Consider the following 24,883-nt stretch of genomic DNA (forward strand, 5'->3'; position numbering starts at 1 on the left):
GCGCCGGGGCTCTTCCGCGCGGGTGGCTCAGTGGCCGTAGCCGCCGCCCTTGTGGTCGCCGTCCTTGTGGTGGCCGCCGTCGTTGACGCAGGTGTTGCCGAACGCGGGGTTCAGCAGACCGATCACGTCGATGGTGTTGCCGCACACGTTCACCGGGATGTTGATCGGCACCTGGATGACGTTGCCGGACAGCACGCCGGGCGAGCCGACGGCCTCGCCGTTGGCACCCGCGTCGGCCAGGGCCAGGCCGGCCCCGCCGATCACCACAGCGCCGGTGCCGAGGGCGACGGCAGCGGCCTTCGCGATGCGAGACATCACGTTCTCCTTCTTGTTGCTCGGGGAGTGCGCCGGCCGGACCGGCCGCCGCACTCCCCGTTCAACGTCCCGACCTGCGGCTGGTCACGCCGATCACGGGACGATCACCCCAAGGGCCGGAGTCAGGGCAGCCGTCGTACCGGGGTGCCCGCCAGGAAGGACCGGATGTTCTCCACGGCCTGGCCGTAGTACGTCGTGTAGTTGGCGTAGGAGACATAGCCGAGGTGCGGGGTGGCCAGCAGGCGGGGTGCGGTGCGCATCGGGTGGCCGGCGGGCAGCGGCTCCTCGTCGAAGACGTCGACACCGGCGCCCGCGATCCGGCCCTCGTGCAGCGCGGCGAGCAGCGCGTCCTGGTCGACGACGGCCGCGCGGGAGGTGTTGACGAGGTAGGCGGTGGGCTTGAGAAGGGCGAGTTCGGCGGCGCCGAGCAGTCCCCGGGTGCGGTCGCCGAGCGCCAGGTGGATCGAGACGAAGTCACTGGTGGCGAGCAGGTCCGCCATGCTCGGCGCGAGGCCGACGCCGACCTCCCGGGCACGCTCCTCGGTGAGGTTCCGGCTCCAGGCGCTCACCCGCATCCCGAAGGCGAGCCCCACCTGCGCGACCCTGCTCCCGATCCGGCCGAGTCCGAGCAGTCCCAGCCGGCGCCCGTGCAGATCGGCGCCGACGGTGGACTGCCAGGGCCCGCCGGTACGCAACGCCGTGCTCTCCTCGACCAGCCCCCTGGCCAGCCCCAGCAGCAGCGCCCAGGTCAGCTCGACCGGCGGGGCCGAGGAACTCTCCGTGCCGCACACCGTGATCCCGTGCGCCTCGGCGGCCGCGTAGTCGATGACGCCGTTGCGCATCCCGGAGGCGACCAGCAGCCGGAGCCGGGGCAGTCGGCCGAGGAGCGAGCCGGGAAAGGCGACGCGCTCGCGCAGGGTGACGACGATGTCGAAGCCGACGAGAGCGGCGACGAGTTCGTCCTCGTCCGCGAGATGCCCGCGCAGCGGGACGACCTCGACCCGGTCGGAGAGGGAGTCCCAGTCCCCGAACTCCTTGGCCACACCTTGGAAGTCGTCGAGTACAGCACAACGAAGACGCATGGGATCACCGTATCGGCGGCGTCGGCCGCGGACCCGGAAACGGTTCAAGTACTGATGGTACGAGTGCTGATGGTTGGAGGATTGTTAGTTGGAGTATTGATAGATAAGTGAGTTGACGATACTGTCGCGGTACGACGACGAAGCGGCGAGGGAGAGACCGATGAGCCAGGACTTCAAGAACCTCGACATGACGATGATGTTCGCGATCCACGACGCGCTCCGCCGTGAACTGGAGCGGCTGGCCCGGACGGCCGCGCGGGTCGACGAGGACCCCCGGCACGTCCTGAGCACCGCGGTCGGCTGGGAGCTCTTCAAGAAGTTCCTGACCGCCCACCAGACCTCCGAGGACCTGCGGATCTGGCCGGTCATGCGGGCGGCCCTGGCCGGGCGGACCTCCGAACTGGCCCTGCTCGCCGACATGGAGGCCGAGCACGCGGGCATCGCCCCGCTGCTCGCCGGCATCGACGCGGCTCTCGCCGACCGCGAATCCGGCCCGGAGCGCCTCGGCGGTCTGACCGACACCCTGCGCACCCGGCTCGCCGCCCACCTCGACCACGAGGAGCGGGACGCCCTGCCCCTGGTGGACGCCACGCTCTCCCCGGAGCAGTGGCAGGACTTCGCCGCCGAGCAGCGCGGCCGGCTGTCCCCCGACGCCGCCCGCTACCTGCCCTGGCTGCTCGACGACGCCGACGCCGCGAAGGCCGCCAGGATCCTCGCCAGGGTGCCCGAGCCGCTGCGCATCGCCTACGAGAGCGACTGGCGGGAGGCCTACCGGAACCTCGGTGTCTGGACCCCCGGGGCCGCCCCCGGGGCCGCCACCGGGGCCGTGACCGCCTCCGGCCGCTGAACGGAGCGTCGATATACTCGGGCAGGAGGTGCTGCCTTGCGGTACGAGAGCGACGAGGAGCCGGGCCCGGAGACCGGGACCGAGCGGACCGCGGAGGTCCCCGGGGTCCTCCCGGACTCGCTCACCGGCTTCATCGGCTACCTCCTGCGCCGGGTGTACGCGCAGTTCTCCGCCACGGCCACCGGCGACGGCGGCGACAGCGACTCCCGCGACTTCCTGGTCCTCGACGCGCTCACCGGCCGTGACTGGGAGTCCCAGCTCGACCTCGCGGAGCGGCTCGGCATCAACCGCACCATCATGGTCGGCGTCATCGACCGGCTGGAGGCCCGCGGCGAGGTCCGGCGCACCCGCAACCCCGGCAACCGGCGCCAGTACGTGCTCTCCCTGACCGGCCGGGGACGCGAGGCCGTGGAGGCCAGCAGGCGGGCGGTCGCCGAGCGGGACGCCCGGCTCACCGCCGTACTGACCGACGCGGAGACCGCCCGGCTCGACGAGCTGCTCGGCCGGCTGCTGCCCGAGTCCGCGCAGCCGCTGGTGCGGGGCACCGAGTACCTGGTCGCGCAGGCCCACCACCGGCTGCGCAGGCTCGGCGACGACAAGCTGGCCGGCACCGGTCTGAGGGTGCGTCACTACGGCCCGCTGTCCGCCCTGGACGTCCTCGGGCCCATCGCCCAGCAGCGGCTCGCCGACCTGCTCGCCATCACCGGGCCCGCCGCCTCCCAGCTCGTCGACGAACTGGTTGCGCTGAGTCTGGTGCGCCGGGGCCGCGACCCGCACGACCGGCGCCGGTACGCCCTGGAGCTGACCGACCCCGGCCGTGCGCAACTCGGGGTCGTGGCCCGTGCCGTCGCCGGGCTCGCCGCGGACGTCTCCGCCCTGCTCGGTCCCGGCGGCGAGGCGGAACTCCGGTCCCTGCTGCTGAGACTCCTGGCCCCGACGCATTCCGGCCCCGCGTTCGCGGAGGACACCGCGAGCGCCGGGCCGTCCGTGTCCGCCGGCGGCTGACCTCCGGCGGCTGACCTCCGGCGGGAGGCCGCCGTGGTCCGCAGCGGTCCGCCGAGGTCCGCAGCGGTCCGCCGAGGTCCGCAGCTGCCAGGGTCGCGGTCTGGCGCGCGTGCCAGAATGAGGACGCCCGTCGTTCGTCCGGTCTTCATCGAGGTTGTCCGTGTCCCAGCCCGTCGGCCGCGTGCCGCAGCGTCGCAACGCACGGTCCAACCGGGCGCGGATCCTCGCCACCGCCCGCCAGGAACTCGGCCGGAACCCCGACATCACCCTGGAGGAGCTGGCCCGCGCCTCGGGTGTCGTACGGCGCACGCTCTTCGGGCACTTCCCGGGGCGGGCCGCGCTCCTGGAAGCCCTGGCCGAGGAGGCCGCCGAGACGCTCCGGGCCGCCGTGGCGCGGGGAGCGGAGCCGGCGGAGCCTGCCGACCGGGCCCTCGCGCGCTTCTCCCTGTCGATGTGGCCGGTGGGCGACCGCTACCGGATGCTGCTCGCCCTCGCCCACCGGGACCTGGGCGCGGAACGCGTCGCCGAGATCCTCGAACCCGCCCGGGTCCGGGTCACGGCCATCGTGGAGCGCGGGCAGCGGGACGGCGTCTTCCACCCCCACCTGCCGCCCGCGGTGCTCGGCGCCGCCCTGGAGGGCATGACGATCGCCCTGTTGGAAGAGGTCAACACCGGGACGTTCGAGGACGACGGCACCCGTACGGCCGTCGCCACGCTCATCGCGGCCGGGGTCCCGGAGAAGCAGGCGCACACCGTCGTCGAGGAGGCCGCCGCCGAGGCGGTGCCGGAGGCGGAGGCGGTGCCGGAGGCCGAGGCGCGGGACCCCGCCGAGGCCGCGCCGCGGGACGCCACCGAGGCCTGACCGCGCCCCGCTCGAACTCCTCGGACGGAACGGGCGCACACCGCCTCCTCCGCGGTACGAAATCCCGGGGCCCGGTTCACCAGCATCACGGCCAAGTGCTCGTCCGATACGGGGACGGGCGGACCCTCATGTGGCATCTCCTGTGATCGTCGGATCCGTTGCCGGATCCGTCGTCGGACTCGCACTCTTCCGCGTCGCTGCGGCCTGCACCGTGCAAGGCGATGCGGGCTGTGCCGTCAGGTCGTGACGCTGCCGGTTCGGCTGGGTGACCGGGCGGAGCGGCACCATCGGTCAGGCGAGTCGGATCGGGGTCTCGGGCAGTCGTCCGTCGACCAGGGCGTGGCCCAGGGCGGTGCGCAGGGATGTGGTCTGGCGGCCGGTTCGTCTGCTGACCACGAGGCCGGCTGCTCGCAGGAGCGCCAGGTGTTGCGATACCGCGCCAGGAGTGATGCCCAGTTCCTCGGCGAGTTCGCCCACCGTCGCCGGACGTTCGAGTATCCGGAGCAGGCGGGCGCGGTTGCGCCCCAGCACTGCCTGGAGCGCGTTGTCCGGTGACGCGGGGGAGTGCTGCCACAGCGAGCCGAAGCCGCGGGCCGGGTAGCAGAGTGCGATCCGGTGCGGGGTGTATCTCAGATAGACGTCGGGCCACACGAACGCGGAGGGCATGAACACCAGGTCGCGGTCGTTCGCGGGCCGGGCGGTCGCCCGCGCCGGGTCACCGATCACGATCGAGCCGGCGGCCCACCGGACCGAGTCGTGCAGCCGGGGCACCACGTAGGGGACGCCGAACTCCACCAGTTGTGCCGCGCGCTGTTCGATGTCGCCTTCCAGTACGCCCGCGAGCCGAGGCCACAGCGGTGAGATCAGGGCATCGTGACAGGCTGCAAGCCGTTCGCCGAGTCTCCGGCAGGTGTCCTCGGGCTGCTCCGCGGCCGCACGGACGGCCGCGGGGAGTTCGTCGTCGCCGAAGGCCGACTCGAAGGCCGCGCGCACCCGTACCGCGGGAGTGGCGATCACGGCGTCGATCTCGGTGCTGATGGACACCGAACGCAGACCCGGTGTGACGACCAGGAATTCCGGCACTTCGGCTGCCGAGGTCAGTAACCAGAGGAGGAGCCGGAACCACCGGTCGTCCCGCAGGTTCGTGAGCTGTTCGTCGGCCCAGGCCGTCCACCTCCCGTACACGGCCTGGTGCCGGGAGCGGGCGAGCACGCGGAGGCCGGACACCGTCTCCCACAGCGGTGACACCGAGAACCGCGTTCCCTCGGCGACCTCGCCGGTGAGGGCGACGGCTTGCTGCCGTGCACCCGACTGTTTAGTCACAGATGAAATGTAGGGACGACCGATGCTCTTCGCGACGATGCGCGTATGGGGAACACCGCTGTACGACCCTTGGCCTGGCGGAACTTGCAGGGCATCGCCCTGGGCGCATCCAGCGCGGAGGGGTTGCTGCTCACCGCGCTGCCGGTGATGGCCGTGACCGTCACCACCGACCCCAGGAGCGTCTCGCTGGTGACGGCCGCGAGCCAGGCACCGTGGCTGGTCCTGCCCTTGGCCGTCGGTGTGGCCATCGACCACGTCCGTAAGTCGTCGCTGCTCGGCGCCGCGTTGGGCTTGCAGACGGCCGGATATCTGGGCCTCGCGCTGGCCGTCCTCACCCACACGGCATCGCTGCCGGTGCTGATGGCGGTGGCATGTGCGGTCGTCGTGGGCCAAGTCGTCGGCGAAGGCACCCGCGGGGCCCTGGTGCCGTGGGCAGTGGGACCGGCCGGCCTGGACGCCGCGAACGCACGGCTGCTCTTCATCGACGTGGGTGTCGTCCGTTTCCTGATCCCCCCGTTGGCCGGTTTCCTCGTGGTCTGGCGCCCGGACTCCGTCGGCTGGGCGGCCTTCGTCACCTCAGTGCCGACAGCGCTGCTCACGAAGCGACTGCGGACCCCCGTGATCCGGCCCCCGGTCACGCGCCTACGCCCGGTCCACGAAGTGCGGCTGGGCCTGCGCCACCTTGTCGGCAGCCGGCTGCTCCGGTCGATCACGATCGAGGTCCTGGGCGCGTCGTTCGCCTGGTTCATGGGCTACGCGACGCTTGCGCTCTATGTCGAGCAGTACCTCCGTCTCGACCGCTGGTGGTACGGCGTACTGCTGGCCTGTACGGCCGTGGGCTTCGCCGCCGCGGCCCCGTTCTCCGGCCGCCTCGTTACCCGACTCGGCCATCCCACGGCGATGCGCGCCGCGATCGCCGGCGAGGTCACCTGCAAGCTGTTGCTCGGCGTCGTCCCGGCCCACTGGGCCGCCGTAGGGGCGGTGTTGGCCGTTCACTCGTTCGCGACATTCGTCTGGAACGTCGGCTCGCAGTCGAGCAGGCAACGGTTCACACCACCGGAGCTGCTGGGCCGGGTACTGACAAGCCATCGGGCCCTCTCGTGGGGCGTCGCACCGCTCGGCGCCGCGGCGGGCGGCATCGTCGCGGCAACGTGGGGCTTCAGCGCCGTGTGGGTCGGCGCGGCCACCGTCCAGGCCGTGGGTGCCGCCCTGGTGTGGCGATGCCTCTCGGCCCGCGCATTCGATGAGGCTCGCCTCAGCCCCTTGAACGATGAGTCTCGCCTCAGCCCCTTGAACGAGGACGGCCCCGTCAACAGCCCACCTCAACGGATTCCCGCAGCGTCAGCAGAGCATTTTGCGCCAGACCGAGACCGGTGATCCCTACTCAGGAGTACGCGGACCGGCTCGACGGGGTGCCCTGCCAGGAGGCTGCGACGATCGGCATCACGCTGCCTGTCGACACGCTGCCCGAGTCCGCAGGTCCGCCGGGGGGTGGATACGCGCCGTATGCGTACGGATGCTGTGGGCGCCCCCGGCAGGACTCGAACCTGCGGCCAAGCGCTTAGAAGGCGCCTGCTCTATCCACTGAGCTACGGGGGCCGGCTGTGCTGGCCTCGTACGTACTGCCCTGGTGGGGGCGGGTCCGTGACGTTGCCGGGGACAAGGATAGAACTCCCCGCTCCTTGTCCCTGCTGCTTCGCCTCCGTGGCTCAATGTGGAGGTTCGGTGAAGCGGTCCTGATAATCGCAGGCAGGTACGAATCGTGCATCGCTTTTGGCGCCCGGCGCACCGGGTGTTGTGCACTCGTTATGCCTGGACTGTGCCTCCGTCCCAGTCGCCCCTTCCGCCCGTTGTGTCCTGTCGGCGCGCAGACATGTCTATATGCTTCAGAATTCCCCTAAAATTGGGCATTCTTCGCATGTGGTGACCTTGGACGTACGGCCTCAGCTGCTCGACACACTCTCCGCCCTGCGCGACCGTGTCGCTGCCGCACGCTTCCCGCTGCCCCTGGCGGGGGCTCCACGCGCGCGTGCCAACCGCGACGAACTGCTCGCACAGCTCGACGACTATCTGGTGCCCCGCCTCAAAGAGCCCGAAGCGCCTCTTCTGGCCGTGGTGGGCGGATCGACGGGCTCCGGCAAGTCGACCCTCGTCAACTCACTCGTGGGCCGCCGGGTCAGCGAGGCCGGCGTGCTGCGGCCGACCACCCGCACGCCGGTCCTCGTCTGTCATCCGGAGGACCATCACTGGTTCAGCGGCATGCGCGTGCTGCCCGACCTCACCCGCGAGTGGGTACCGCACCGGGAACCCGGCGACGACCTCTTCCTCCCCGGCGAGACCCCCGCGCGCGTGCTGCGCGTCGAGACCGCCGACAGCATCCCGCGGGGCCTCGCCCTGCTCGACGCCCCCGACATCGACTCCCTGGTCGTCGACAACCGCGTCCTCGCCGCGGAACTCATCTGCGCCGCCGACGTCTGGGTGATGGTGACCACGGCCGCCCGCTACGCCGACGCCGTCCCCTGGCACCTGCTGCGCGCCGCGAAGGAGTACAACGCCACCCTGGTGACCGTCCTCGACCGGGTCCCGCACACGGTCGTCTCCGAGGTCTCCCGGCAGTACGGCGCCCTCCTCACCAAGGCCGGGCTCGGGGACGTACCCCGGTTCACGGTGCCCGAGCTGCCCGAGTCGGCCTGGGGCGGCGGACTGCTCCCGGCCACCGCGGTGGCCCCGCTGCGCGCCTGGCTCCTCCATCAGGCCCAGGATCCCGGTGCCCGCGCCCACACCCTGGCCCGCACCGCCCAGGGCCTCCTCGACTCCCTCAAGGCCCGGATGCCCGAACTGGCCGGCGCCGCCGCCGCCCAGTACGCCGCCGCCCTGCGCCTGACCTCCGCCGTGGAGACGGCGTACGACAGCGAGCACGCGCGCCTGCGAGGACGCCTGCAGAGCGGAGCCGTCCTCGCCGGCGACGCCCTCAAGCGCTGGCGCGCCTACCCGCTGGACTGCTCCGCCGGTGAACTCCTGGACGCCCTGGTGGAGAGCCTCGCCGCCCTGCTGCTGTGCTCCGTCACCGCGGCCGACGAACGGGTCGACGACACCTGGCGCCGGGAGCCGGCCTCCGCCGCCTCCGGGCTCACCGACCGCGACCCCTCCCTGGAGAGCGCCGAGCACCGCATCGGTCTCGCCGTCCGGCGCTGGCGGCGCGAACTGGAGGAGTACGCCGACGACGAGGTGCGCGAACTCGACCGCAGCGTGGCGCCCGACTCCGAGGTGGTCGCCGCCCTGGTGGCCACCGGGCTGCTCGGCGGACGCCGTACCAGGGTGGCGGGGGAGCGGCTCGCCGAGCGCATCGGCGCCCACGGCGCGCTGCGGCTGCGGGACCGGGCGGGACGGCTGCTCACCGAGCACGTGGACCGCGTCCTGCACGCCGAACGGGAACGGCGCCTCGCCCCGCTCGACGGCCTCGACGTGCATCCCGAACCCCAGGCCGAACTCATCGCCGCCCTGTCCGTCCTACAGAAGGAGAGGTGACCGGTGACCGCCGTCACTGACCACGACCACACGGATCACATGGGACGCATGGATCACACCAGTGACTACACCGGTGACTACACCAGCGATTTCGAAACCGGCCCGACCAAGGCGGACCCCACACCGGCCGCCGGACGGGAGCCCGTGCGGGAGTCCCTGCGGGAGTCCGTGCGGGATCGTGTCCCGGACTCCGGGGCGGAGGCCGGCCGGTACCGGGACGGGACCGCGAGGAAGCACGCGGACACCGGTGGGCCGTCCCGCGAAGTCCACGAAGCCACCGAGGCCCCGGAAGCCCCCGGAGCGGCCGAGGCCGCCCGGGTCGCAGGAGCCACGGCAGCAGCCGCAACCGCAACCGCAACCACGGCCGAAATCGCCGCCGGAGCCGCCGCCGAAGCCGACAACGTCCCGCACGCGCGCGTGCGGGAGCAACGGGAACCGGCCGGCGACGACCCGGTCACCGGCGACGACCCGGTCACCGACGACGATCCGGCCACCGGCGACGACGCCTGGGACGACGGCCTCATCGCCCGCCGCGTCACAGAGACCGCCAAAGCCGCCGCCCCCGCCGTGGAGACCCGCGGCCCGGGTGCCCCGGCCCCCGCCCCGCTCGCGTACGACGGCCCGCTGCGCTCCCGCCTCGACGCCCTGCGCGAACTCGTCGGCCTCTCCCGCACCCGCCTCGACAGCAAGACCCTCGCCGAGGCCGGCCGGATCCTGGACGAGGCGGCCGCCCGGCGCCGGCTCTCCGGCCAGCACACCGTCGTCGCCCTCGCCGGCGCCACCGGCAGCGGCAAGTCCCAGCTGTTCAACGCGCTCGCCGGGGTCGCCATCTCGGAGACCGGGGTACGACGGCCCACCACCGCCGCGCCCATCGCGTGCAGCTGGAGCGACGGCAGCGCGGCCCTCATCGACCGGCTCGGCATCCCCGGCCGGCTGCGCCGCCGCCCCGTGCACAACCCCGAGGCGGACGCCCAGCTGCGCGGACTCATCCTGATCGACCTGCCCGACCACGACTCGGCCGCCGTCCAGCACCGCGAGCAGGTCGACCGGATCCTGAAACTGGTCGACGCGGTGATCTGGGTCGTCGACCCCGAGAAGTACGCCGACGCGGTCCTCCACGAGCGCTATCTGCGCCCCATGGCCGGCCACGCCGAGGTCATGTTCATCGTCCTCAACCAGACCGACCGGCTCCCCGGCGAGGCCACCGACCAGGTACTGGACGATCTGCGCCGGCTGCTCGACGAGGACGGGGTCGCGCTCGGCGAGTACGGCGACACGGGCGCGACCGTGCTCGCGCTGTCCGCGCTCACCGGCGACGGCGTCGGCGAACTGCGCGAGGTCCTCGGCCAGTTCGTGACCGAGCGGGGCGCGGCGGCCCGCCGTGTCGCCGCCGACCTGGACGCCGCCGCGGCCCGGCTGCGGCCCGTCTACGCCACCGGGCGGCGGGCCGGGCTCAGCGAGGAGGCACGCGACGAGTTCGCGGCCCGGCTCGCGGACGCGGTCGGCGCCACCGGCGCCGGCGAGGCCGCCGAACGGGCCTGGCGGCGCAATGCCAACCGGGCCTGCGGCACGCCCTGGCTGCGGCTGTGGCGCTGGCACCAGAAGCGCGGCGTGCCACCCACCGGACGCCTCCAGAAGGCCCAGCCGGAGGAGGAGGCCACCGCGAGGCAGCGCGTGGAGCAGGCGGTCCGCACCGTCTCCGAACGGGCCTCGGCCGGGCTGCCCGCGCCGTGGGCGCTGGCGGTGCGCGAGGCGGCCGTACGCGGCTCGCAGGGACTTCCGGAGGCGCTCGACGAGCTCGCCGCGCAGGCCGGTCTGCCGCCGGGGCGCCCACCACGGCCGGGCTGGTGGCCGGTGGCGGTGCTCGCCCAGGCCGCCATGACGCTCCTTCAGGTGGTCGGCGGGCTCTGGCTGGTGGGGCAGATCTCCGGGGTGATGGCGCCCAACCTGGGCGTTCCGGTGCTGCTGATGGTCGCCGGGATCGTCGGCGGGCCGCTGGTCGAGTGGGGCTGCCGGATGGCGGCCCGCGGCCCGGCCCGCCGCTACGGCCTGGAGGCGGAACGCCGGCTGCGGGAGGCGGCGGCCGGCTGCGGACGGGCCCGGGTGCTGGACCCGGTGGCGGCGGAGCTGCTGCGGTACCAGGAGGTGCGGGAGCAGTACGGGAGGGTGACGCGGACGGGAGCCGGAGTGGGCTGACGTGGGCGGGAGCCGGAGTGGGCGGACGCGGACGGGAGCCGGAGTGGACGGACGCGGACGGGCGGCGGAGTGGGTCGCCGCGGGCGGGAGCCGGAGTGGGTCGCCGGGCGGCCGACGTGGGTGCTGGGGCGGGCCGACGCGGCGGCTCGGGCGGGGCTCCGTCCGGCGGGACGTGGGTCACTCGTCCGGGTGGCGGGGTTCTCCACAGGCCGGCTGTGGTCCACAGCGCCCGGCGGGCCCGGCCCGACGGCGGCAGTCTGGTCCCGCGGCGATCGCGACACACACGACGCACAAGGGCGCGCCAGGACGTACGAGGGCGCACGCGGTCGCCGCGGTGGACACCGCCGTACGGGACGGAACCGTACGCGGATCCGCCCGGCCACGGCGGCCGGGCGAGGGAGGGGTTCGTGATGAACGAGACGATGGTCTGCGCGGTGGGCAACGTGGCGACGCAGCCGGTGTACCGGGAGCTGGCGGCCGGAGGGTCGGCGCGGTTCCGGCTGGCGGTGACCTCGCGGTACTGGGACCGGGAGAAGAACGCCTGGACGGACGGCCACACCAACTTCTTCACGGTGTGGGCCAACCGGCAGCTCGCCACCAACGCGGCGACCTCGCTGACGGTCGGCGACCCGGTCGTCGTGCAGGGCAGGCTGAGGGTGCGCACCGAGACCCGGGAGGGCCAGCAGTGGACCTCGGCCGACATCGACGCGGTGGCGATCGGCCACGACCTGGCCCGCGGTACGGCGGCCTTCCGGCGCACCGGCAAGCCGGACACGGCGGCACCGGCACCCCCGGCACCACCGCGCCCGGAACCGAACTGGGAGACCCCGGCGGAGTCCCCGGCCAACAGCGAGCAACCTGATTCGGAGTCGGATTCGGAGTCGGAGCTGGAACCGATGGCCGTGGCATGACCTGAAACCGGCCCGGACCAGGGCCCGTTCGTTGCGAACTGCCCGAACCGCGGCCGACCGAGCCCGCATTGGCGGCCTTCGTCGGACCAGGGCGGATCTGTCGATGAGCCCCGCCTGTTCGGGTCCCTCCACCCCTCCCCGCGATAACGATTACGGATCGGATCGCTCATCCGACCATCTCATCGGGAAAGGCCGGTCCGGCTGATCCATAGGATGCCGGGCATGGCCCCTGGGGCCGCTGATTCTGCCGGTGGGACCACCCCCCCTGCGTCCAACGGGTCCTGCTCGAAGGGGAATTCTGTGCTCGCTGCGTTCTCTGGTCTCTCGGCGCCCCGCGCGTCCACCAGGCACTACGGCCCGGCCGTGGCCGGGAGAGGCGTGTCGCGCCTCGCCGCCGCGGTGCTGGTGTCCGGACTGGTGGGGGCCGCCGCGCTGACCGGCGCAGGCCGGGCCGCGGCCGACGACGGGACCGCCCAGAGCCAGAGCGGGGCGTCGGCGACCATGAACGGCCTGAAGACCTACGGCGAGGCCGTGGTCCACGGCGACAGCGGCGACGAGCAGGTGGCCGCGGGCCTGTTCGAGATGTCCGTGGACGGCGGCGGCACGCTCCAGACGTACTGCGTGGATCTCCACAACCCCACCCAGCGGGACGCCAAGTACCACGAGACGGCGTGGAGCGGCACGTCGCTCGGCGCCAACAAGAACGCCGGCAACATCCGCTGGATCCTCCAGAACTCCTACCCGCAGGTCAACGACCTGGCCGCGCTGGCCCGCAAGGCCGGTGCCGGCAGCCTCACGGAGCAGGACGCGGCGGCCGGCACCCAGGTGGCGATCTGGCGCTACTCGGACGGCGCGGACGTCGACGCCGTCGACCCGCAGGCCGAGAAGCTGGCCGACTACCTGGAGAAGAACGCCCGCGGCCAGAACGAGCCGTCGGCGTCGCTGACCCTCTCCCCGCCGGCCGTGTCCGGCCGTCCGGGCGCCCTGCTCGGCCCGGTGACGGTCCGCACCAACGCCGGCGGCGTCACCGTGATCCCGCCGTCCGACGCGGCACTGAGCGGCGTACGGATCACCGACAAGGCCGGAAAGCCGGTCACCACGGCACGGAACGGCAGCGAGCTCTACTTCAAGGTCCCCGACGACGCGGCGGACGACTCCGCCGAACTGACGGTGCAGGCGTCGACCACCGTCCCCGTCGGCCGGGCCTTCACCTCCGAGAGCCGCAGCCAGACGCAGATCCTGGCGGGCTCCAGCGAGTCGACGGTCACCGCGACCGCGAACGCGACCTGGGCGGCGCAGGGGGCGATACCGGCACTGTCGGCGGAGAAGAACTGCGCCCGGAGCGGACTGGCCGTCACCGCGGCCAACACCGGGGACAAGCCGTTCACCTTCGACCTGGTGAGCACCGAGTACACCATCCCCGCGAACACCTCGCGGACGGTGACCGTCCCGCTCCAGGAGGACCAGGCCTACGACTTCACGATCACCGGCCCGAACGGTCTGGAACGCCGCTTCAGCGGTGTCCTCGACTGCAGGACCCAGGGCACCGACGCCGGCCTCGGCACCCAGACCCTCAGCGAGCCCAGCCCCGCCTCGGTCGGCGGCACCGCGGCCGACGTCAACCTGGCCGCGACCGGCGGCGACTCGGCGACCGGCGTGATCACGGGCGTGGCCATCGGCCTGGTGGTGATCGGCGGCGCGGTCCTGGTGATCCTGCGCCAGCGGGAGAACCAGCAGACCGACTGACTCCGGGACGGGCACTATGTCGTCATGCCTGACTTCCCTGACAAGCCGTCGTCCTCGGACTCGATCCTGTCCCTGTGGTCGCACGACTCGGTGCTGTCGATCGGCTCGGTGGGCTCCGTGCTCTCCATCGGGTCGGTCGGCTCGGCCCTGTCCGTCGGCTCGATCGGCAGCGCCCTCTCGGCCGGCTCGGTCGGCTCGGCCCTGTCCCTCGTCTCGGCCGGCTCCTGGCTGAGCACGGGCTCCGTCCTCTCCGCCAACTCCCGCTGGTCGATCCTCTCCTGGAACTCCACCCGCACCTTCCGCACCGCCGGCACGGTGGCGGCGGCCGCGGCCACCGCCCTCCTCCTCCACCGGACCCGGCACAGGCCCGCTCCCCGCTGACCTCTCCCGGCGCCGACTTCGGCGGAGGTGTCACGCCTTCGCTCCTCCCCGAGCGCTGTCGTGCCGAGGGGATTCGGCGGTGCTCGCCCACGCGTCCGGGCGGGGCGCGAGCACCGCGGAGACCACCGCGCGGGACGAGGCCGTCACCTCGCGCACGAATCGCCTGCGCCCGATGCCGAGCCGGCGCAGTGCCGGGCCGTGGTCGGCGGCGACGACGAGAGTGACCGCGAGCAGCAGAAGCCGCCACAGGGCCATCACCGGGCGGCGCGTCGCACGGGGCAGCTCCGCCAGGGAGGCGTGCAGCCGCTCGCAGTGGAACGGCACGTGACGCTCCTCGTCGGACAGGATCCGTCCCGCCACGTCCGAGGTGAGCGCGTCGTCGGTGCCGTCGCGCAGGGCCCGGTAGTACCGCAGCGCCACGACCTCCGCGATCATCAGCACCAGCAGCTCCAGGCGCAGGCCCATGAGACGCCGCAGCCGTACGAAGACCGTGTCGCTCCAGTGCCCCGTCAGCGTCGGCAGGCCCCCGGCCGCCAGCAGCCGGGCGAGCAGCCGGGCGTGGTTCTGTTCCTCGGCGACGAAGAGCCGGACCGCCCGACCGTAGTCGGCGTCGCCGGCCTGGTCCGCCTTGCCGACGAGGTTGGCGCCGTCACCGTCCTCGCCGACCTGGAAGCGCTGGATGCCGGCCCACACCGCCGGATGCAGCGTCGCGCCCCGCCCCCAGTCCGGATCGCCCTGGGCACACCTGCGCTCGCGCTCGTCCTCGAACCGTCTCGTCCACTTGGCGAAGCCGTCCGTACCCACCCGGTCTCCCCTCTCCGGGACACGGCCGCCGTGCCCCGGAGAGGGACGACGCAACCGGACCCCGAAGCGTTCCGCGAGCACGGAGACGGCACGAACCGCCCGGAACAGGGAGACCGGCGCACCGGCGCGGGAACGAGCCGACCATGAGCGCGTGTCAGGGGTGGATCAGGGTGCACGTGGGGTGATCCCCGATCTCGGGGCGGGCGCGGATCGAAAGAATCGGTACATGACGAACCGACCCTGGGGTCCCCGCCGGACCGCGATGACGCGGACCGCGTTCATCGCCGCACCGCTGTGCATGCTCGCCTACGGAGCCATCCGTCTGTCCGACCCCGACCACGGCCCGGGGCCCGCCTGGACCAGCGGCCATGTCGCCCTGATCACCGGCGTGCTGCTCTTCGGCGTCGTCTTACCCGGGCTTCTGCGGCTGTCGGAGCCGACGGCCGGCGCGGCACGGCTGAGCGCCCGGACGGCCACGCTGCTGGGACTGGTGGGGGTGGCGGCCGTCACCGTCCAGGGTGTCATCGATGTCGTCGTCGGCTTCCGTGCCGACGACCGGGCCGGGATGAACCGGCTCTACGAGGAGGTCCAGAGCCATCCGGGAGTGATGCCCGCGGTGTACACGGTCGGCCCGATGCTGTTCTACGTCGGCCTTCTGTGGCTGGTGGTCCAGCTCGCCGTGCAGGGCCGCATCGCGGCCTGGCGTCCCGTGCTGGTGACCCTCGGCATTGCGACCACGGCGGCCGGCCTGGACCTGATACCGCTCAGCGCGCTGCTCTTCTGCGCGGCGCTGTCCCCCTTGGGGCGGGACGTCTCCGCCGCCCCCGCCACCCGCATCCGGCGAGCGCAGTGAAACCCCAGGTCACAGCCCCCGCACCAAACGGGTTAACACCCGAGGCTGGACGTCAGGCAAGATGGGGTGTATCTGCCCACTGCCAGATTTCAAGCTGCCGGACGGTTTCTCTTGGCTGAGTTCATTTACACCATGCGCAAGACGCGCAAGGCGCACGGCGACAAGGTGATTCTCGATGATGTCACCCTGAACTTCCTGCCGGGGGCGAAGATCGGCGTCGTCGGTCCGAACGGTGCCGGTAAGTCGACCGTGCTGAAGATCATGGCGGGGCTGGAGCAGCCGTCCAACGGCGACGCCTACATCTCACCGGGGTACAGCGTCGGCATCCTCATGCAGGAGCCCACGCTCACCGAGGACAAGACCGTCCTGGAGAACGTCCAGGAGGGCGTCGCCGAGATCAAGGGCAAGCTCGACCGGTTCAACGAGATCGCCGAGCTGATGGCGACCGACTACTCGGACGCGCTGCTCGACGAGATGGGCAAGCTCCAGGAGGACCTGGACCACACCAACGCGTGGGACCTCGACGCCCAGCTGGAGCAGGCCATGGACGCCCTCGGGTGCCCGCCCGGCGACTGGCCCGTCACCACCCTCTCCGGTGGTGAGAAGCGGCGCGTGGCGCTCTGCAAGCTGCTGCTGGAGGCCCCCGACCTGCTCCTCCTCGACGAGCCCACCAACCACCTCGACGCCGAGTCGGTGAACTGGCTGGAGCAGCACCTCGCCAAGTACGCGGGGACGGTCGTGGCCATCACCCACGACCGGTACTTCCTCGACAACGTCGCCGAGTGGATCCTCGAACTCGACCGCGGGCGCGCCTACCCCTACGAGGGCAACTACTCCACCTACCTGGAGACCAAGGCCACCCGTCTCAAGGTCGAGGGCCAGAAGGACGCCAAGCGGCAGAAGCGGCTCAAGGAAGAGCTGGAGTGGGTGCGCTCCAACGCCAAGGGGCGCCAGGCCAAGTCCAAGGCCCGCCTCGCCCGCTACGAGGAGATGGCCGCCGAGGCCGACAAGATGCGGAAGCTGGACTTCGAGGAGATCCAGATCCCGCCGGGCCCGCGGCTCGGCAGCATCGTCGTCGAGGTCACCAACCTCTCCAAGGGCTTCGGCGACAAGGTCCTCATCGACGACCTGAGCTTCACGCTGCCGCGCAACGGCATCGTCGGCGTCATCGGCCCGAACGGCGCCGGCAAGACCACCCTCTTCAAGATGATCCAGGGTCTGGAGACCCCGGACTCCGGTGACATCAAGGTCGGCGAGACCGTCAAGATCTCGTACGTCGACCAGAGCCGCGCCAACATCGACCCGAAGAAGACCCTGTGGGCGGTCGTCTCCGACGAGCTCGACTACATCAACGTCGGCCAGGTCGAGATGCCGAGCCGCGCCTACGTCTCCGCCTTCGGCTTCAAGGGTCCGGACCAGCAGAAGCCGGCCGGTGTGCTCTCCGGCGGTGAGCGCAACCGCCTCAACCTGGCGCTCACCCTCAAGCAGGGCGGCAACCTGCTGCTCCTCGACGAGCCGACGAACGACCTCGACGTCGAGACCCTGTCCTCCCTGGAGAACGCGCTGCTGGAGTTCCCGGGCGCGGCCGTGGTCGTCTCCCACGACCGGTGGTTCCTGGACCGGGTCGCCACCCACATCCTCGCCTACGAGGGCGAGTCCAAGTGGTTCTGGTTCGAGGGCAACTTCGAGTCGTACGAGAAGAACAAGATCGAGCGGCTGGGCGCGGACGCCGCGCGTCCGCACCGTGCCACCTACAAGAAGCTGACCCGGGGCTGATCGGTCTTGCGCCACATCTACCGCTGTCCCCTGCGCTGGGCGGACATGGACGCGTACGGCCATGTCAACAACGTGGTCTTCCTGCGCTACCTGGAGGAGGCCCGTATCGACTTCCTCTTCCGCCCGGACAAGGATTTCCAGCAGGGGTCGGTCGTGGCGCGCCATGAGATCGACTACAAGCGCCAGCTCGTCCACCGGCACCACCCGGTCGACATCGAGCTGTGGATCACCGAGATCAGGGCCGCGTCCTTCACCATCACCTACGAGGTGAAGGACGACGACCTGGTCTACGTACGGGCCTCGACGGTGGTCGTGCCCTTCGACTTCGAGGCGGGCCGGCCGCGCCGGATCACCGCCGAGGAGCGGGAGTTCCTCGCGGAGTACCGCGACGACGACAAGGAGGAGGCCGTCGCCGCATGACGGTGCTCCACCTCGCCGACGACGGGGAGGCCGCGGACCTCGCGGCCTTCCTCTCCCGGCTGCTCCGCTACGACCGGTCGGCCGCCGTGCGGTTGCAGGCGGCCGGCACCGCGCTCGCCGTCTTCGGGCGGCCGCCCTCCTTCGAGGTGCTGGCGATCCGCGCGGTGCGGCTCGCCAAGCCCTACGAGGACGGGCTGGACGTCACCCTCGACGTGACCGTGTCGGCGGGGGAACTGCTGGAGTCGGTGGACGAGCGGTCCGCCACGGCCGCCGTGCCGGGGGCGGTGACCGGGCCGCCATGGGCCGGGGTGCTGCCGCCGCGGGGCGGCTGGCGGGCCGAGCCCGGTCTGCCCGGACCCCGGGAACTGCGGGCCACGGTCGCCGCCGCGATCGGTGAGTTCCGGTCCCGCACCGAGGAGTTGGCCGCGGACGGCCGTACCCGGGCCCAACTCGACAGGATCGGGCGGGACATCTGGTCCCGGACGGTCGGCGGGACCCGGCTGCCGGTCCGGGCCGTGCACGCGGCGCAGTCACTGGGCTTCCTGCGGCCGGACGACGAGGCCGTGCTGCTCTCGGCGGGGGCGTGGCTGCGGCTGCGGACACCGTTCGGGTCGATCGCCGTACGGCGGGCGGGACTCGGGGCACTGGACGTCAGCGTCCGCTGACAGCCGTTCAGGGCCGCAGGCCGGCCGGCCTGCGGTCAGTCGGGGGCGTTGACCATCGAGGCGGCCGCGTAGGTGAGGTAGTTCCAGAGCTGCTCGCGGTGCTCCTCGGAGAGGCCGAGCTCGTCCACGGCCACCCGCATGTGCCGCAACCAGGCGTCGTGCGCCGCCCGGTCCACGGTGAACGGCGCGTGCCGCATCCGCAGCCGCGGGTGACCGCGGTTGTCGCTGTACGTCGTGGGGCCGCCCCAGTACTGCATGAGGAACAGGGTGAGCCGTTCCTCGGCCGGGCCCAGGTCCTCCTCCGGGTACATCGGCTTGAGGATCGGGTCCTCCGCGACGCCCTCGTAGAAGCGGTGGACCAGCCGGCGGAACGTCTCCTCCCCGCCGACCTGCTCGTAGAAGGTCTTCTCCTGCAGCGTGCCGCGCCGAATCTCTCTCACCCGTACATGGTCTCAGACCGGGTGACCGAGGACCCGAGGCTTAGGACCCCGGGCAGGGGCACGCGCCTAGGGTGGAGACATGGGCGCCTACGACAGCCGGACCGAGGGGCTCGCCGACGCGGCGCGGGCCGCGCTGGTGCGGGAGATCGACGCCGAGGGGGTCTGGGCGGCGCAGCCGGTGTGGCGGGAGGCGTTCGCGCAGGTGCCCCGGCATCTGTTCGTGCCCTCCTACTACGTCGCCGGGGCGCGCGGCTACGAGCGCCGGTGGGGCGAGAGCCCGGATCCGGCCGCCCGGGAACGCTGGGTGCGCGGCGCCTACGAGGACGTACCGCTGGCCACCCGGCTGCGCGACGGCGAGCTGCTGTCCTCCAGTAGCCAGCCCTCGCTGATGGCGCGGATGCTGGTCGCGCTGGGGGTCGCGGACGGCGACCGGGTCCTGGAGATCGGCGCCGGGACCGGGTACAACGCGGCGCTGCTGGCGCACCGGCTGGGCGACGGCGACCTGGTCACCACGGTCGATGTGGAGCCGGAGATCAGCGAGTCCGCGCGACGGCACCTGGCCGCGGCGGGGTACCGGCCGGCCGTGGTCACGGGGGACGGGGCGCGGGGGGTGCCGGAGCGGGCGCCGTTCGACCGGATCATCGCCACGTGCGCGCTGCCGGGTGTGCCGCGATCGTGGGTCGAGCAGTGCGCGCAGGGGGCGCGGATCCTCGCGCCGGTGGCCACGGGGCTGCTGGTGCTGACCGTGCGGGGCGGGTGCGCCGAGGGGAGGTTTCTGCCGTCGGCGGCGTTCTTCGTGCCGCTGCGGGGGATGGCGAGGACGCGTGCGGCGGGCGACGCGGGCGGGGTGCCGCCAGGGGCTCTGGAGGACGAGCTGTTCCAGTTCTTCGCCGAGCTGACCCAGGGGGTGCTCGGTCCGCGGGCGGCCTATGAGGTGTGGGAGCGGGAGGGGAGGCCCGGGCGGGAGCGGTTCGGGGTGAGCGTCGGGAAGGACGGGGAATGGGTGTGGCTGGACGACCGGGAGGGGCCGTTTGCCTGGCCGCTCCCGGTCTGAGCACAGTACTTCGGCTGCGGGCCCGGTGGAGCCCGTCGCGCGGTTCCCCGCGCCCCTGAGGGGCGCGCTACCGCTCAGCCTCGTCGGACAGTGATCGTTGTCCAAGCTCCCACGTGCACCCGGTCCCCGTCCTGCAGCGGTACCGGGACGAACGGCTGGATCGGCTCCTCGCCGCCGTTCACCGTGGTGCCGTTCGTCGAGTTCTGGTCGACGACCGCCCAGCTGCCGTCCGGCTGCTGGACCAGGACCGCGTGCTGGTGCGAGACGCCCGGGTCCTCCGGCGGCACCGACAGGTCGACGTCGGGGGTGTCGCCGGTGGAGTGCCGGCGGCGGCCGATGGTGACCTGGTTGCCGGTGAGCGTGCGCTGCTGCTCCGGGGAGTACGCGGGCAGGTTGAGGCCGGCCGCCTCCGGGCCCGAGCGCTGCATCATCGCCATGAAGTACTCACGGTCCGGGCCGATCGTCGCCGTCCAGGTCGCCGGGCCTTGCGGGGCCTGCGGGAAGGCGGGCGCGGGCGGGACCTGCGTGGCGCCGGGCTGCGGGTAGCCGTAGCCGCCCGGACGGCCGGGCGCACCGGGGCCGCCAGGCCCCGGCGGGGAGATCACCCAGTCGTCGTCGGCGCCGCCGAAGGACGGGCCGCCGGCCGGCGGCCTGGTCTCCTGCGGGAAGCCGGGCGGTGCGGGCGGGGCCGACTGCTGGAAGGCTCCGGGCGCACCGGGGCCGCCGGGCGGCGGCGGGACCGGCGGCCGGGACGGGTCCTGGCCGCCGAAGGGCCCGGCGCCGGGGCCGCCGGAGGGATCGCGGGTGAAGGGGCCGGAGGCCTGGCCGGCCTGGGGCGGGGCACCGAACGCGGACGGCGGACCACCGGCGTTCTGGCCCGGGGCGCCGCCGAACTGCGGAGGCGGCGCGGAGGGGCCGCGCTCGCCGCCGAAGGGCGAGGGAGAGGCCTGGCCGCGGTCACCGCCGCCGAAGGCGGGCGGACCGGACTGGCCGCGGTCACCGCCGCCGAAGGCGGGGGGACCCGACTGACCGCGCTCGCCGCCGCCGAACTGCGGAGGCGGCGCGGAGGGGCCGCGCTCGCCGCCGAAGGGCGGGGGAGAGGCCTGGCCGCGGTCACCGCCGCCGAAGGCGGGCGGACCCGACTGGCCGCGGTCGCCGCCGAACGCCGACGGGTCGTTGCCGTACGGCGACGGGCCGCCGCCGCGCTCGCCCGCGAACGGCGTCGGGCCCGAGGGCTCGCTGCCGAAGGACGGGATCGGCTCGGCCGGCCGGTTCATCTGCGAGGGGCGCGAGCCCTGGTACTCGTACGAGTCGCCGCCGCCGAACGTCGGCGGGGCCGGCGGCCGGAAGGTGGGCGCCCCCGGACCGCCCGGACCACCCGGACCGCCCGCCGGACCACCCGGACCGCCCGCAGGCGGCCGCGGGGCGGCCGGGGTGTACGAGGTGGCCGTGTTGGTCAGGAAGTTCCAGCGGCACTCCTCGCAGAACGGCGCACCGCCCTCACGGGGCGTACGGCACTGCGGGCACAGCTCCGGCTCGTGCGCGTTCGGCACGGAGGACAGGTGGCGGCCGCCGCCCATCGGACCGCCCATCGGACCACCGGACTGGGCGCCGGGCGCGGGCGGCGGGAAGCCGTAGCCGCCGCCGGCGGTCGGCGGGGGCGGCGGAGGTACGGCACCGGCCATGCGGTGACCGCACACCTCGCACCAGTCGTCGGAACCCGACTGGTGTCCGTTCGGGCAGGTCGGCATGGCGGGCTTCCCTCTCTGTCAGGTTCGTCCTGAGCCTGTCTGGGTGGTCCTGCGTGTGAACCGTCAGGTCACTTCTTTACACGAACAGTCTTTGTGGACCGTGTTTCGAGAGTCATCTCGTCGGCCTCCTCGACCTTCGCCTTCAGTCGCACAGTACCTGCCGTGGCATCGACCACGTCCACCACCTTCGCAAGCAGTTTCGCAGTATCCGCGTTCCCGGAAGCGCTTGCCAACTGAACGGCCCGACCCAGTTTGGCCGTTGCCCCATCCATATCGCCCGCTTTGCGTAGATTCAGGCCTTGTTGGATGGCTTGCGCCAGTTCGGCCTGACCTGTGTAGTGGGCGACTTGGGGGTTGATGGAGGTGGAGGCGACCATGTCGTCCGTCCACACCGCTCTGACCAGGCCCTGTGCGCCCAGGTTCTGGACGCTGCCGTCGGGCTGCGGGACGACCAACGACACGCGTGCGGCGAGCATTTCCTGTCCGAGGCCGGCCGAGGGGACCTCCACGCAGACGTGGTAGTCGCGGGACTCGTCGCCCCAGGAGCCGGTGGGATAGTCCCCGGCCCGCGGTCCGGCCTCGGTGCGGCGGTCGGTCAACTGCTGGACCGTGGGGGCCACTTGCTTGACGAACTTGATCGTCGTGCCGACCGGTGTCCACAGCCGCAGCGCGACGTCCGCGACCTCCTTGCCCATCGCCGTCTCCATCATCTGCGTGAAGTCGGCGGCCAGACCGGTGGGGTCGGCGACTATGTCGGCGGTGCCGAGAAGCGCGGAGGCGATCCCTGTGACTTCTTTCACTTCCCAGTCGGTGCCCACACCACGCGCGTCACAGGTGAACCGTCCGGCGCAGGAGTCCAGGGCGGCCTTCAGGTCCTCCGGCGCCTCGTGCTCGTTGCGGCCGTCGGTGAGCAGGATGCCGTGCCGGATGGTGACGTCCGCGGAGCCGAGGAGACGGTCGGCGAGCCGGAGCCAGGTGCCGATCGCCGTGCCGCCGCCCGCGCTCAGTCTGCGCAGCGCCTGCTTGGCCTGCTCCCGGGTGGCGCGGTCGGCCACCGCGAGCCGGCCGCCGCCCGGGTAGACCTCCTTGGCGACGTGCGTGCCGCCGATCACCGCGAAGTGGGTGCCGTCGCGCAGGGTGTCGATCGCGGCCGCGGTGGCGTCCCGGGCGTTGCGCATCTTGGTGGGCGGGTAGTCCATCGAACCCGAGCAGTCGACCATGATCGCCACCCCGGCGGAGGGTCCCTGCCCGGGGGCGTACGACGTCCCGACCGCGGCTCCGACGGTGCCCCCGCCGGTCGCCGTCACCGTGACGATCGCGTTGACCTCGCGGCCGTCCTGCGGCAGGTACTCGTTCTGGTACACGTCCACCGAGAACTGCGGCACGTTCGACTTCGAGAAATTGGCCATGACTGCTCTGGTCCCCCTCCACCCCACGCGTGGTGGGTGCTGCTGACAGTGTGCGGACCGGTCCCCTCCGGTCCGCGGGTGCTGCCCCGTAGGACGCTTCCCTTACGTCTCTTCCCCGTTTGCGGCCGTTTTGCGGTGGCCTCAGGCGGATCCTGCCCCCTGCGGCGGTTCCGGGAACGGCAGCAGCGCCACTGTTACGTTGTCGTGGCCCCCGCCGTCCAGGGCGTGGCCGACCAGCACCCGGGCCGCGTGCAGCGGCCGCCGGTCCGCGTCGGCGGGGACGATCTCGGACATCTCCTCGGCCGTCTCCGCGTAGTTCCACAGACCGTCGGTGCACACCACCACCACACCGGACCGGTCCGGCTTGAAGGACGCGGTGTGCGCCTCCAGCTCGTAGGCGTCCGCGCCCAGCCAGCCGGTGATCGCGTGGGCGCGCTCGTCGGCGTACGCCTCCGCCTCGCTCATCAGGCCGGCGGCGACCATCTGCGCCGCCCAGGAGTCGTCCTCGGTGAGCCGGGCCGCCGGTGCGCCCCGGTCCACCGGCACCCAGTAGACGCGGCTGTCGCCCACCCAGCCGACCACCAGCAGGCCCGAGGCCACGATCGAACCGACGATCGTGCACGCCGGGGCGTTCTGGTGCGGGGTGTGCTCACGGGCCGAAGGGGGCTCCTCCGCCAGGGCGTTGACGGCCTGGGAGGCGGCGACGATCGCGTCGTGCAGCGCCTGCTGCGGGTGGGTGCCCTGCGGCAGCGCGGCCAGCAGCGCCTCGATCGCGGCCCGGGAGGCGGCCATGGAGGCCTCGTCGGGACGGGTCGCCGAGGAGACGCCGTCACAGACGACCGCCATCGAGGCCGCGGTGCCGTCGGGCAGCGTGGTGTGGCCGACGGCGAACGAGTCCTCGTTGCGGTGGTGGCGCAGCCCGCGGTCGCTGACGGCGGCCACCGGGCCCGACTCCTGCTCCATGTGGTCGCGTTCGCGGGGCTGGGCGTGCCCGCAGTTCTCGCAGTAGCCGTCGTCGTCGACCCGGCCCGCGCGGCAGGCCACGCACACCTTCGGCAGCTCGGTGGTCTCGGCGGCGGAGGCCGCCACTCGCGGGTCCGGCGCCTGCAGCGGGTACTCGTCCGGCTCCGGCGGCCGGTCGAACCGCACCCCGGAGGCCGGCGACACCGGGGAGCCGTGCGGCGCCGGTGACGCAGGGGAGCCGTGCGGTGCCGGGGAGCCGTGCGCGGGCGGTGCCGCCGGCAGCGACGTGCCGCCCGAGTCCGTACCGGGCAGGTCGGTCGGCAGATGCGGTGCCGCGGGCGTATGGGAGCTCTCCGGCTCGGGCGGGGGCCAGTCCACGCCCGAGGATCCCACATCGGCGGCGCCCATGGTGAGGGTCGGGTGGTCGGGCGGCGCGGCGGGCACGGCCGACAGGTCGTACCCGCACGCACCGCAGAACAGGTCACCCGATTCGAGCGGCTCCGCGCAGCTCGGGCACTTCGCCGGTGCGGCCTGCTGGGGCATCTGCGACAT

General features: G+C 72.8%; 22 protein-coding genes and 1 tRNA gene. 14 read left to right on the forward strand and 9 right to left on the reverse strand.

Annotation, left to right across the window (positions count from 1 at the left end):
- Positions 1 to 27: 27 nt before the first annotated feature.
- Both IEZ11_RS05180 and IEZ11_RS05185 read right to left on the reverse strand, forming a co-directional pair.
- On the reverse strand, positions 28 to 315 hold the full coding sequence (locus IEZ11_RS05180) for a chaplin (RefSeq protein ID WP_189261372.1): 288 nt from the start codon (positions 313 to 315) through the stop codon (positions 28 to 30).
- Between the two features lie 122 nt (positions 316 to 437).
- Positions 438 to 1,397, reverse strand: coding sequence for a D-2-hydroxyacid dehydrogenase family protein (locus tag IEZ11_RS05185; RefSeq protein ID WP_189261373.1), 960 nt, complete (start codon positions 1,395 to 1,397; stop codon positions 438 to 440).
- 160 nt (positions 1,398 to 1,557) lie between these two features.
- Here IEZ11_RS05185 and IEZ11_RS05190 point away from each other — a divergent pair, with 160 nt between their 5' ends.
- The 3 genes from IEZ11_RS05190 to IEZ11_RS05200 all read left to right on the forward strand — a co-directional run bounded on the left by IEZ11_RS05190 (position 1,558) and on the right by IEZ11_RS05200 (position 4,111).
- Positions 1,558 to 2,244, forward strand: coding sequence for a hemerythrin domain-containing protein (locus IEZ11_RS05190; protein ID WP_189261374.1), 687 nt, complete (start codon positions 1,558 to 1,560; stop codon positions 2,242 to 2,244).
- Positions 2,245 to 2,280: 36 nt separating this feature from the next.
- Positions 2,281 to 3,249, forward strand: a complete 969-nt coding sequence (locus IEZ11_RS05195) for a MarR family winged helix-turn-helix transcriptional regulator (RefSeq protein ID WP_189261375.1) — start codon at positions 2,281 to 2,283, stop codon at positions 3,247 to 3,249.
- A 160-nt stretch (positions 3,250 to 3,409) separates the two neighbouring features.
- Positions 3,410 to 4,111, forward strand: a complete 702-nt coding sequence (locus IEZ11_RS05200) for a TetR/AcrR family transcriptional regulator (RefSeq protein ID WP_189261376.1) — start codon at positions 3,410 to 3,412, stop codon at positions 4,109 to 4,111.
- A 291-nt stretch (positions 4,112 to 4,402) separates the two neighbouring features.
- On the opposite strand, the gene IEZ11_RS05205 is transcribed toward IEZ11_RS05200, so the two are convergent.
- Positions 4,403 to 5,434: an ArsR/SmtB family transcription factor gene (locus IEZ11_RS05205; protein ID WP_189261377.1), complete on the reverse strand. Its 1,032-nt coding sequence runs from the start codon at positions 5,432 to 5,434 to the stop codon at positions 4,403 to 4,405.
- A 45-nt stretch (positions 5,435 to 5,479) separates the two neighbouring features.
- Between IEZ11_RS05205 and IEZ11_RS05210 the strand changes: the two genes are divergently transcribed.
- Positions 5,480 to 6,811, forward strand: coding sequence for an MFS transporter (locus IEZ11_RS05210; RefSeq protein WP_189261378.1), 1,332 nt, complete (start codon positions 5,480 to 5,482; stop codon positions 6,809 to 6,811).
- A gap of 149 nt (positions 6,812 to 6,960) precedes the next feature.
- Here the strand turns inward: IEZ11_RS05210 and IEZ11_RS05215 are convergent.
- Positions 6,961 to 7,033 (reverse strand) — tRNA-Arg (locus IEZ11_RS05215).
- A gap of 321 nt (positions 7,034 to 7,354) precedes the next feature.
- Here IEZ11_RS05215 and IEZ11_RS05220 point away from each other — a divergent pair.
- The 5 genes from IEZ11_RS05220 to IEZ11_RS05240 all read left to right on the forward strand — a co-directional run bounded on the left by IEZ11_RS05220 (position 7,355) and on the right by IEZ11_RS05240 (position 14,196).
- Positions 7,355 to 8,962, forward strand: coding sequence for a dynamin family protein (locus IEZ11_RS05220; RefSeq protein WP_189261379.1), 1,608 nt, complete (start codon positions 7,355 to 7,357; stop codon positions 8,960 to 8,962).
- Positions 8,963 to 9,010: 48 nt separating this feature from the next.
- Positions 9,011 to 11,158: a YfjP family GTPase gene (locus IEZ11_RS05225; protein WP_229712813.1), complete on the forward strand. Its 2,148-nt coding sequence runs from the start codon at positions 9,011 to 9,013 to the stop codon at positions 11,156 to 11,158.
- A gap of 410 nt (positions 11,159 to 11,568) precedes the next feature.
- Positions 11,569 to 12,069 carry a single-stranded DNA-binding protein gene (locus tag IEZ11_RS05230; RefSeq protein WP_189261380.1) on the forward strand — a complete coding sequence of 167 codons (501 nt, stop codon included), beginning with the start codon at positions 11,569 to 11,571 and terminating at the stop codon, positions 12,067 to 12,069.
- Positions 12,070 to 12,447: 378 nt separating this feature from the next.
- Positions 12,448 to 13,815, forward strand: coding sequence for a Cys-Gln thioester bond-forming surface protein (locus IEZ11_RS05235; RefSeq protein WP_229712814.1), 1,368 nt, complete (start codon positions 12,448 to 12,450; stop codon positions 13,813 to 13,815).
- A 24-nt stretch (positions 13,816 to 13,839) separates the two neighbouring features.
- Positions 13,840 to 14,196, forward strand: coding sequence for a hypothetical protein (locus tag IEZ11_RS05240; RefSeq protein WP_189261382.1), 357 nt, complete (start codon positions 13,840 to 13,842; stop codon positions 14,194 to 14,196).
- 30 nt (positions 14,197 to 14,226) lie between these two features.
- On the opposite strand, the gene IEZ11_RS05245 is transcribed toward IEZ11_RS05240, so the two are convergent.
- The gene (locus IEZ11_RS05245) at positions 14,227 to 15,000 is read right to left on the reverse strand and encodes a ferritin-like domain-containing protein (RefSeq protein ID WP_189261383.1); all 774 of its coding nucleotides are present in this window, start codon (positions 14,998 to 15,000) and stop codon (positions 14,227 to 14,229) included.
- A gap of 226 nt (positions 15,001 to 15,226) precedes the next feature.
- On the opposite strand from IEZ11_RS05245, the gene IEZ11_RS05250 reads away from it, so the two are divergent.
- The 4 genes from IEZ11_RS05250 to IEZ11_RS05265 all read left to right on the forward strand — a co-directional run bounded on the left by IEZ11_RS05250 (position 15,227) and on the right by IEZ11_RS05265 (position 18,714).
- Entirely contained in the window at positions 15,227 to 15,853 is a 627-nt protein-coding gene (locus IEZ11_RS05250; RefSeq protein ID WP_189261384.1) for a hypothetical protein, read from the forward strand.
- Between the two features lie 111 nt (positions 15,854 to 15,964).
- Entirely contained in the window at positions 15,965 to 17,629 is a 1,665-nt protein-coding gene (gene ettA / locus IEZ11_RS05255; protein WP_189261385.1) for an energy-dependent translational throttle protein EttA, read from the forward strand.
- A 6-nt stretch (positions 17,630 to 17,635) separates the two neighbouring features.
- Complete coding sequence (locus IEZ11_RS05260; protein WP_189261386.1) at positions 17,636 to 18,049, forward strand: acyl-CoA thioesterase; 414 nt, start codon at positions 17,636 to 17,638, stop codon at positions 18,047 to 18,049.
- A complete protein-coding gene (locus IEZ11_RS05265) occupies positions 18,046 to 18,714 on the forward strand; it encodes a DUF8010 domain-containing protein (RefSeq protein WP_189261387.1) in 669 nt (222 codons plus the stop codon). The genes IEZ11_RS05260 and IEZ11_RS05265 overlap by 4 nt, the downstream gene beginning before the upstream one ends.
- Before the next feature lie 35 nt (positions 18,715 to 18,749).
- Here the strand turns inward: IEZ11_RS05265 and IEZ11_RS05270 are convergent, their stop codons facing one another.
- On the reverse strand, positions 18,750 to 19,154 hold the full coding sequence (locus IEZ11_RS05270; RefSeq protein WP_189261388.1) for a globin: 405 nt from the start codon (positions 19,152 to 19,154) through the stop codon (positions 18,750 to 18,752).
- 79 nt (positions 19,155 to 19,233) lie between these two features.
- Between IEZ11_RS05270 and IEZ11_RS05275 the strand changes: the two genes are divergently transcribed.
- On the forward strand, positions 19,234 to 20,208 hold the full coding sequence (locus tag IEZ11_RS05275) for a methyltransferase domain-containing protein (protein WP_189261389.1): 975 nt from the start codon (positions 19,234 to 19,236) through the stop codon (positions 20,206 to 20,208).
- Between the two features lie 74 nt (positions 20,209 to 20,282).
- Here the strand turns inward: IEZ11_RS05275 and IEZ11_RS05280 are convergent, their stop codons facing one another.
- The 3 genes from IEZ11_RS05280 to IEZ11_RS05290 form a co-directional block, all read right to left on the reverse strand.
- Complete coding sequence (locus tag IEZ11_RS05280) at positions 20,283 to 21,959, reverse strand: FHA domain-containing protein (protein WP_189261390.1); 1,677 nt, start codon at positions 21,957 to 21,959, stop codon at positions 20,283 to 20,285.
- A gap of 68 nt (positions 21,960 to 22,027) precedes the next feature.
- The gene (locus tag IEZ11_RS05285; RefSeq protein WP_189261391.1) at positions 22,028 to 23,368 is read right to left on the reverse strand and encodes a vWA domain-containing protein; all 1,341 of its coding nucleotides are present in this window, start codon (positions 23,366 to 23,368) and stop codon (positions 22,028 to 22,030) included.
- 141 nt (positions 23,369 to 23,509) lie between these two features.
- Entirely contained in the window at positions 23,510 to 24,883 is a 1,374-nt protein-coding gene (locus tag IEZ11_RS05290) for a PP2C family protein-serine/threonine phosphatase (RefSeq protein ID WP_189261392.1), read from the reverse strand.

The organism is Streptomyces fuscichromogenes, from assembly GCF_014645815.1.
Classification (GTDB): Bacteria; Actinomycetota; Actinomycetes; order Streptomycetales; family Streptomycetaceae; genus Streptomyces; species Streptomyces fuscichromogenes.

Coding starts and splice junctions, on each gene's coding strand:
- IEZ11_RS05185 (WP_189261373.1), bottom strand. CDS start 1,397: ATGCGTCTTCGTTGTGCTGTACTCGACGACTTCCAAGGTGTGGCCAAG.
- IEZ11_RS05210 (WP_189261378.1), top strand. CDS start 5,480: ATGGGGAACACCGCTGTACGACCCTTGGCCTGGCGGAACTTGCAGGGC.
- IEZ11_RS05275 (WP_189261389.1), top strand. CDS start 19,234: ATGGGCGCCTACGACAGCCGGACCGAGGGGCTCGCCGACGCGGCGCGG.
- IEZ11_RS05290 (WP_189261392.1), bottom strand. CDS start 24,883: ATGTCGCAGATGCCCCAGCAGGCCGCACCGGCGAAGTGCCCGAGCTGC.
- IEZ11_RS05280 (WP_189261390.1), bottom strand. CDS start 21,959: ATGCCGACCTGCCCGAACGGACACCAGTCGGGTTCCGACGACTGGTGC.
- IEZ11_RS05190 (WP_189261374.1), top strand. CDS start 1,558: ATGAGCCAGGACTTCAAGAACCTCGACATGACGATGATGTTCGCGATC.
- IEZ11_RS05285 (WP_189261391.1), bottom strand. CDS start 23,368: ATGGCCAATTTCTCGAAGTCGAACGTGCCGCAGTTCTCGGTGGACGTG.
- IEZ11_RS05265 (WP_189261387.1), top strand. CDS start 18,046: ATGACGGTGCTCCACCTCGCCGACGACGGGGAGGCCGCGGACCTCGCG.
- IEZ11_RS05225 (WP_229712813.1), top strand. CDS start 9,011: ATGGATCACACCAGTGACTACACCGGTGACTACACCAGCGATTTCGAA.
- IEZ11_RS05240 (WP_189261382.1), top strand. CDS start 13,840: ATGCCTGACTTCCCTGACAAGCCGTCGTCCTCGGACTCGATCCTGTCC.
- IEZ11_RS05180 (WP_189261372.1), bottom strand. CDS start 315: ATGTCTCGCATCGCGAAGGCCGCTGCCGTCGCCCTCGGCACCGGCGCT.
- IEZ11_RS05250 (WP_189261384.1), top strand. CDS start 15,227: ATGACGAACCGACCCTGGGGTCCCCGCCGGACCGCGATGACGCGGACC.
- IEZ11_RS05230 (WP_189261380.1), top strand. CDS start 11,569: ATGAACGAGACGATGGTCTGCGCGGTGGGCAACGTGGCGACGCAGCCG.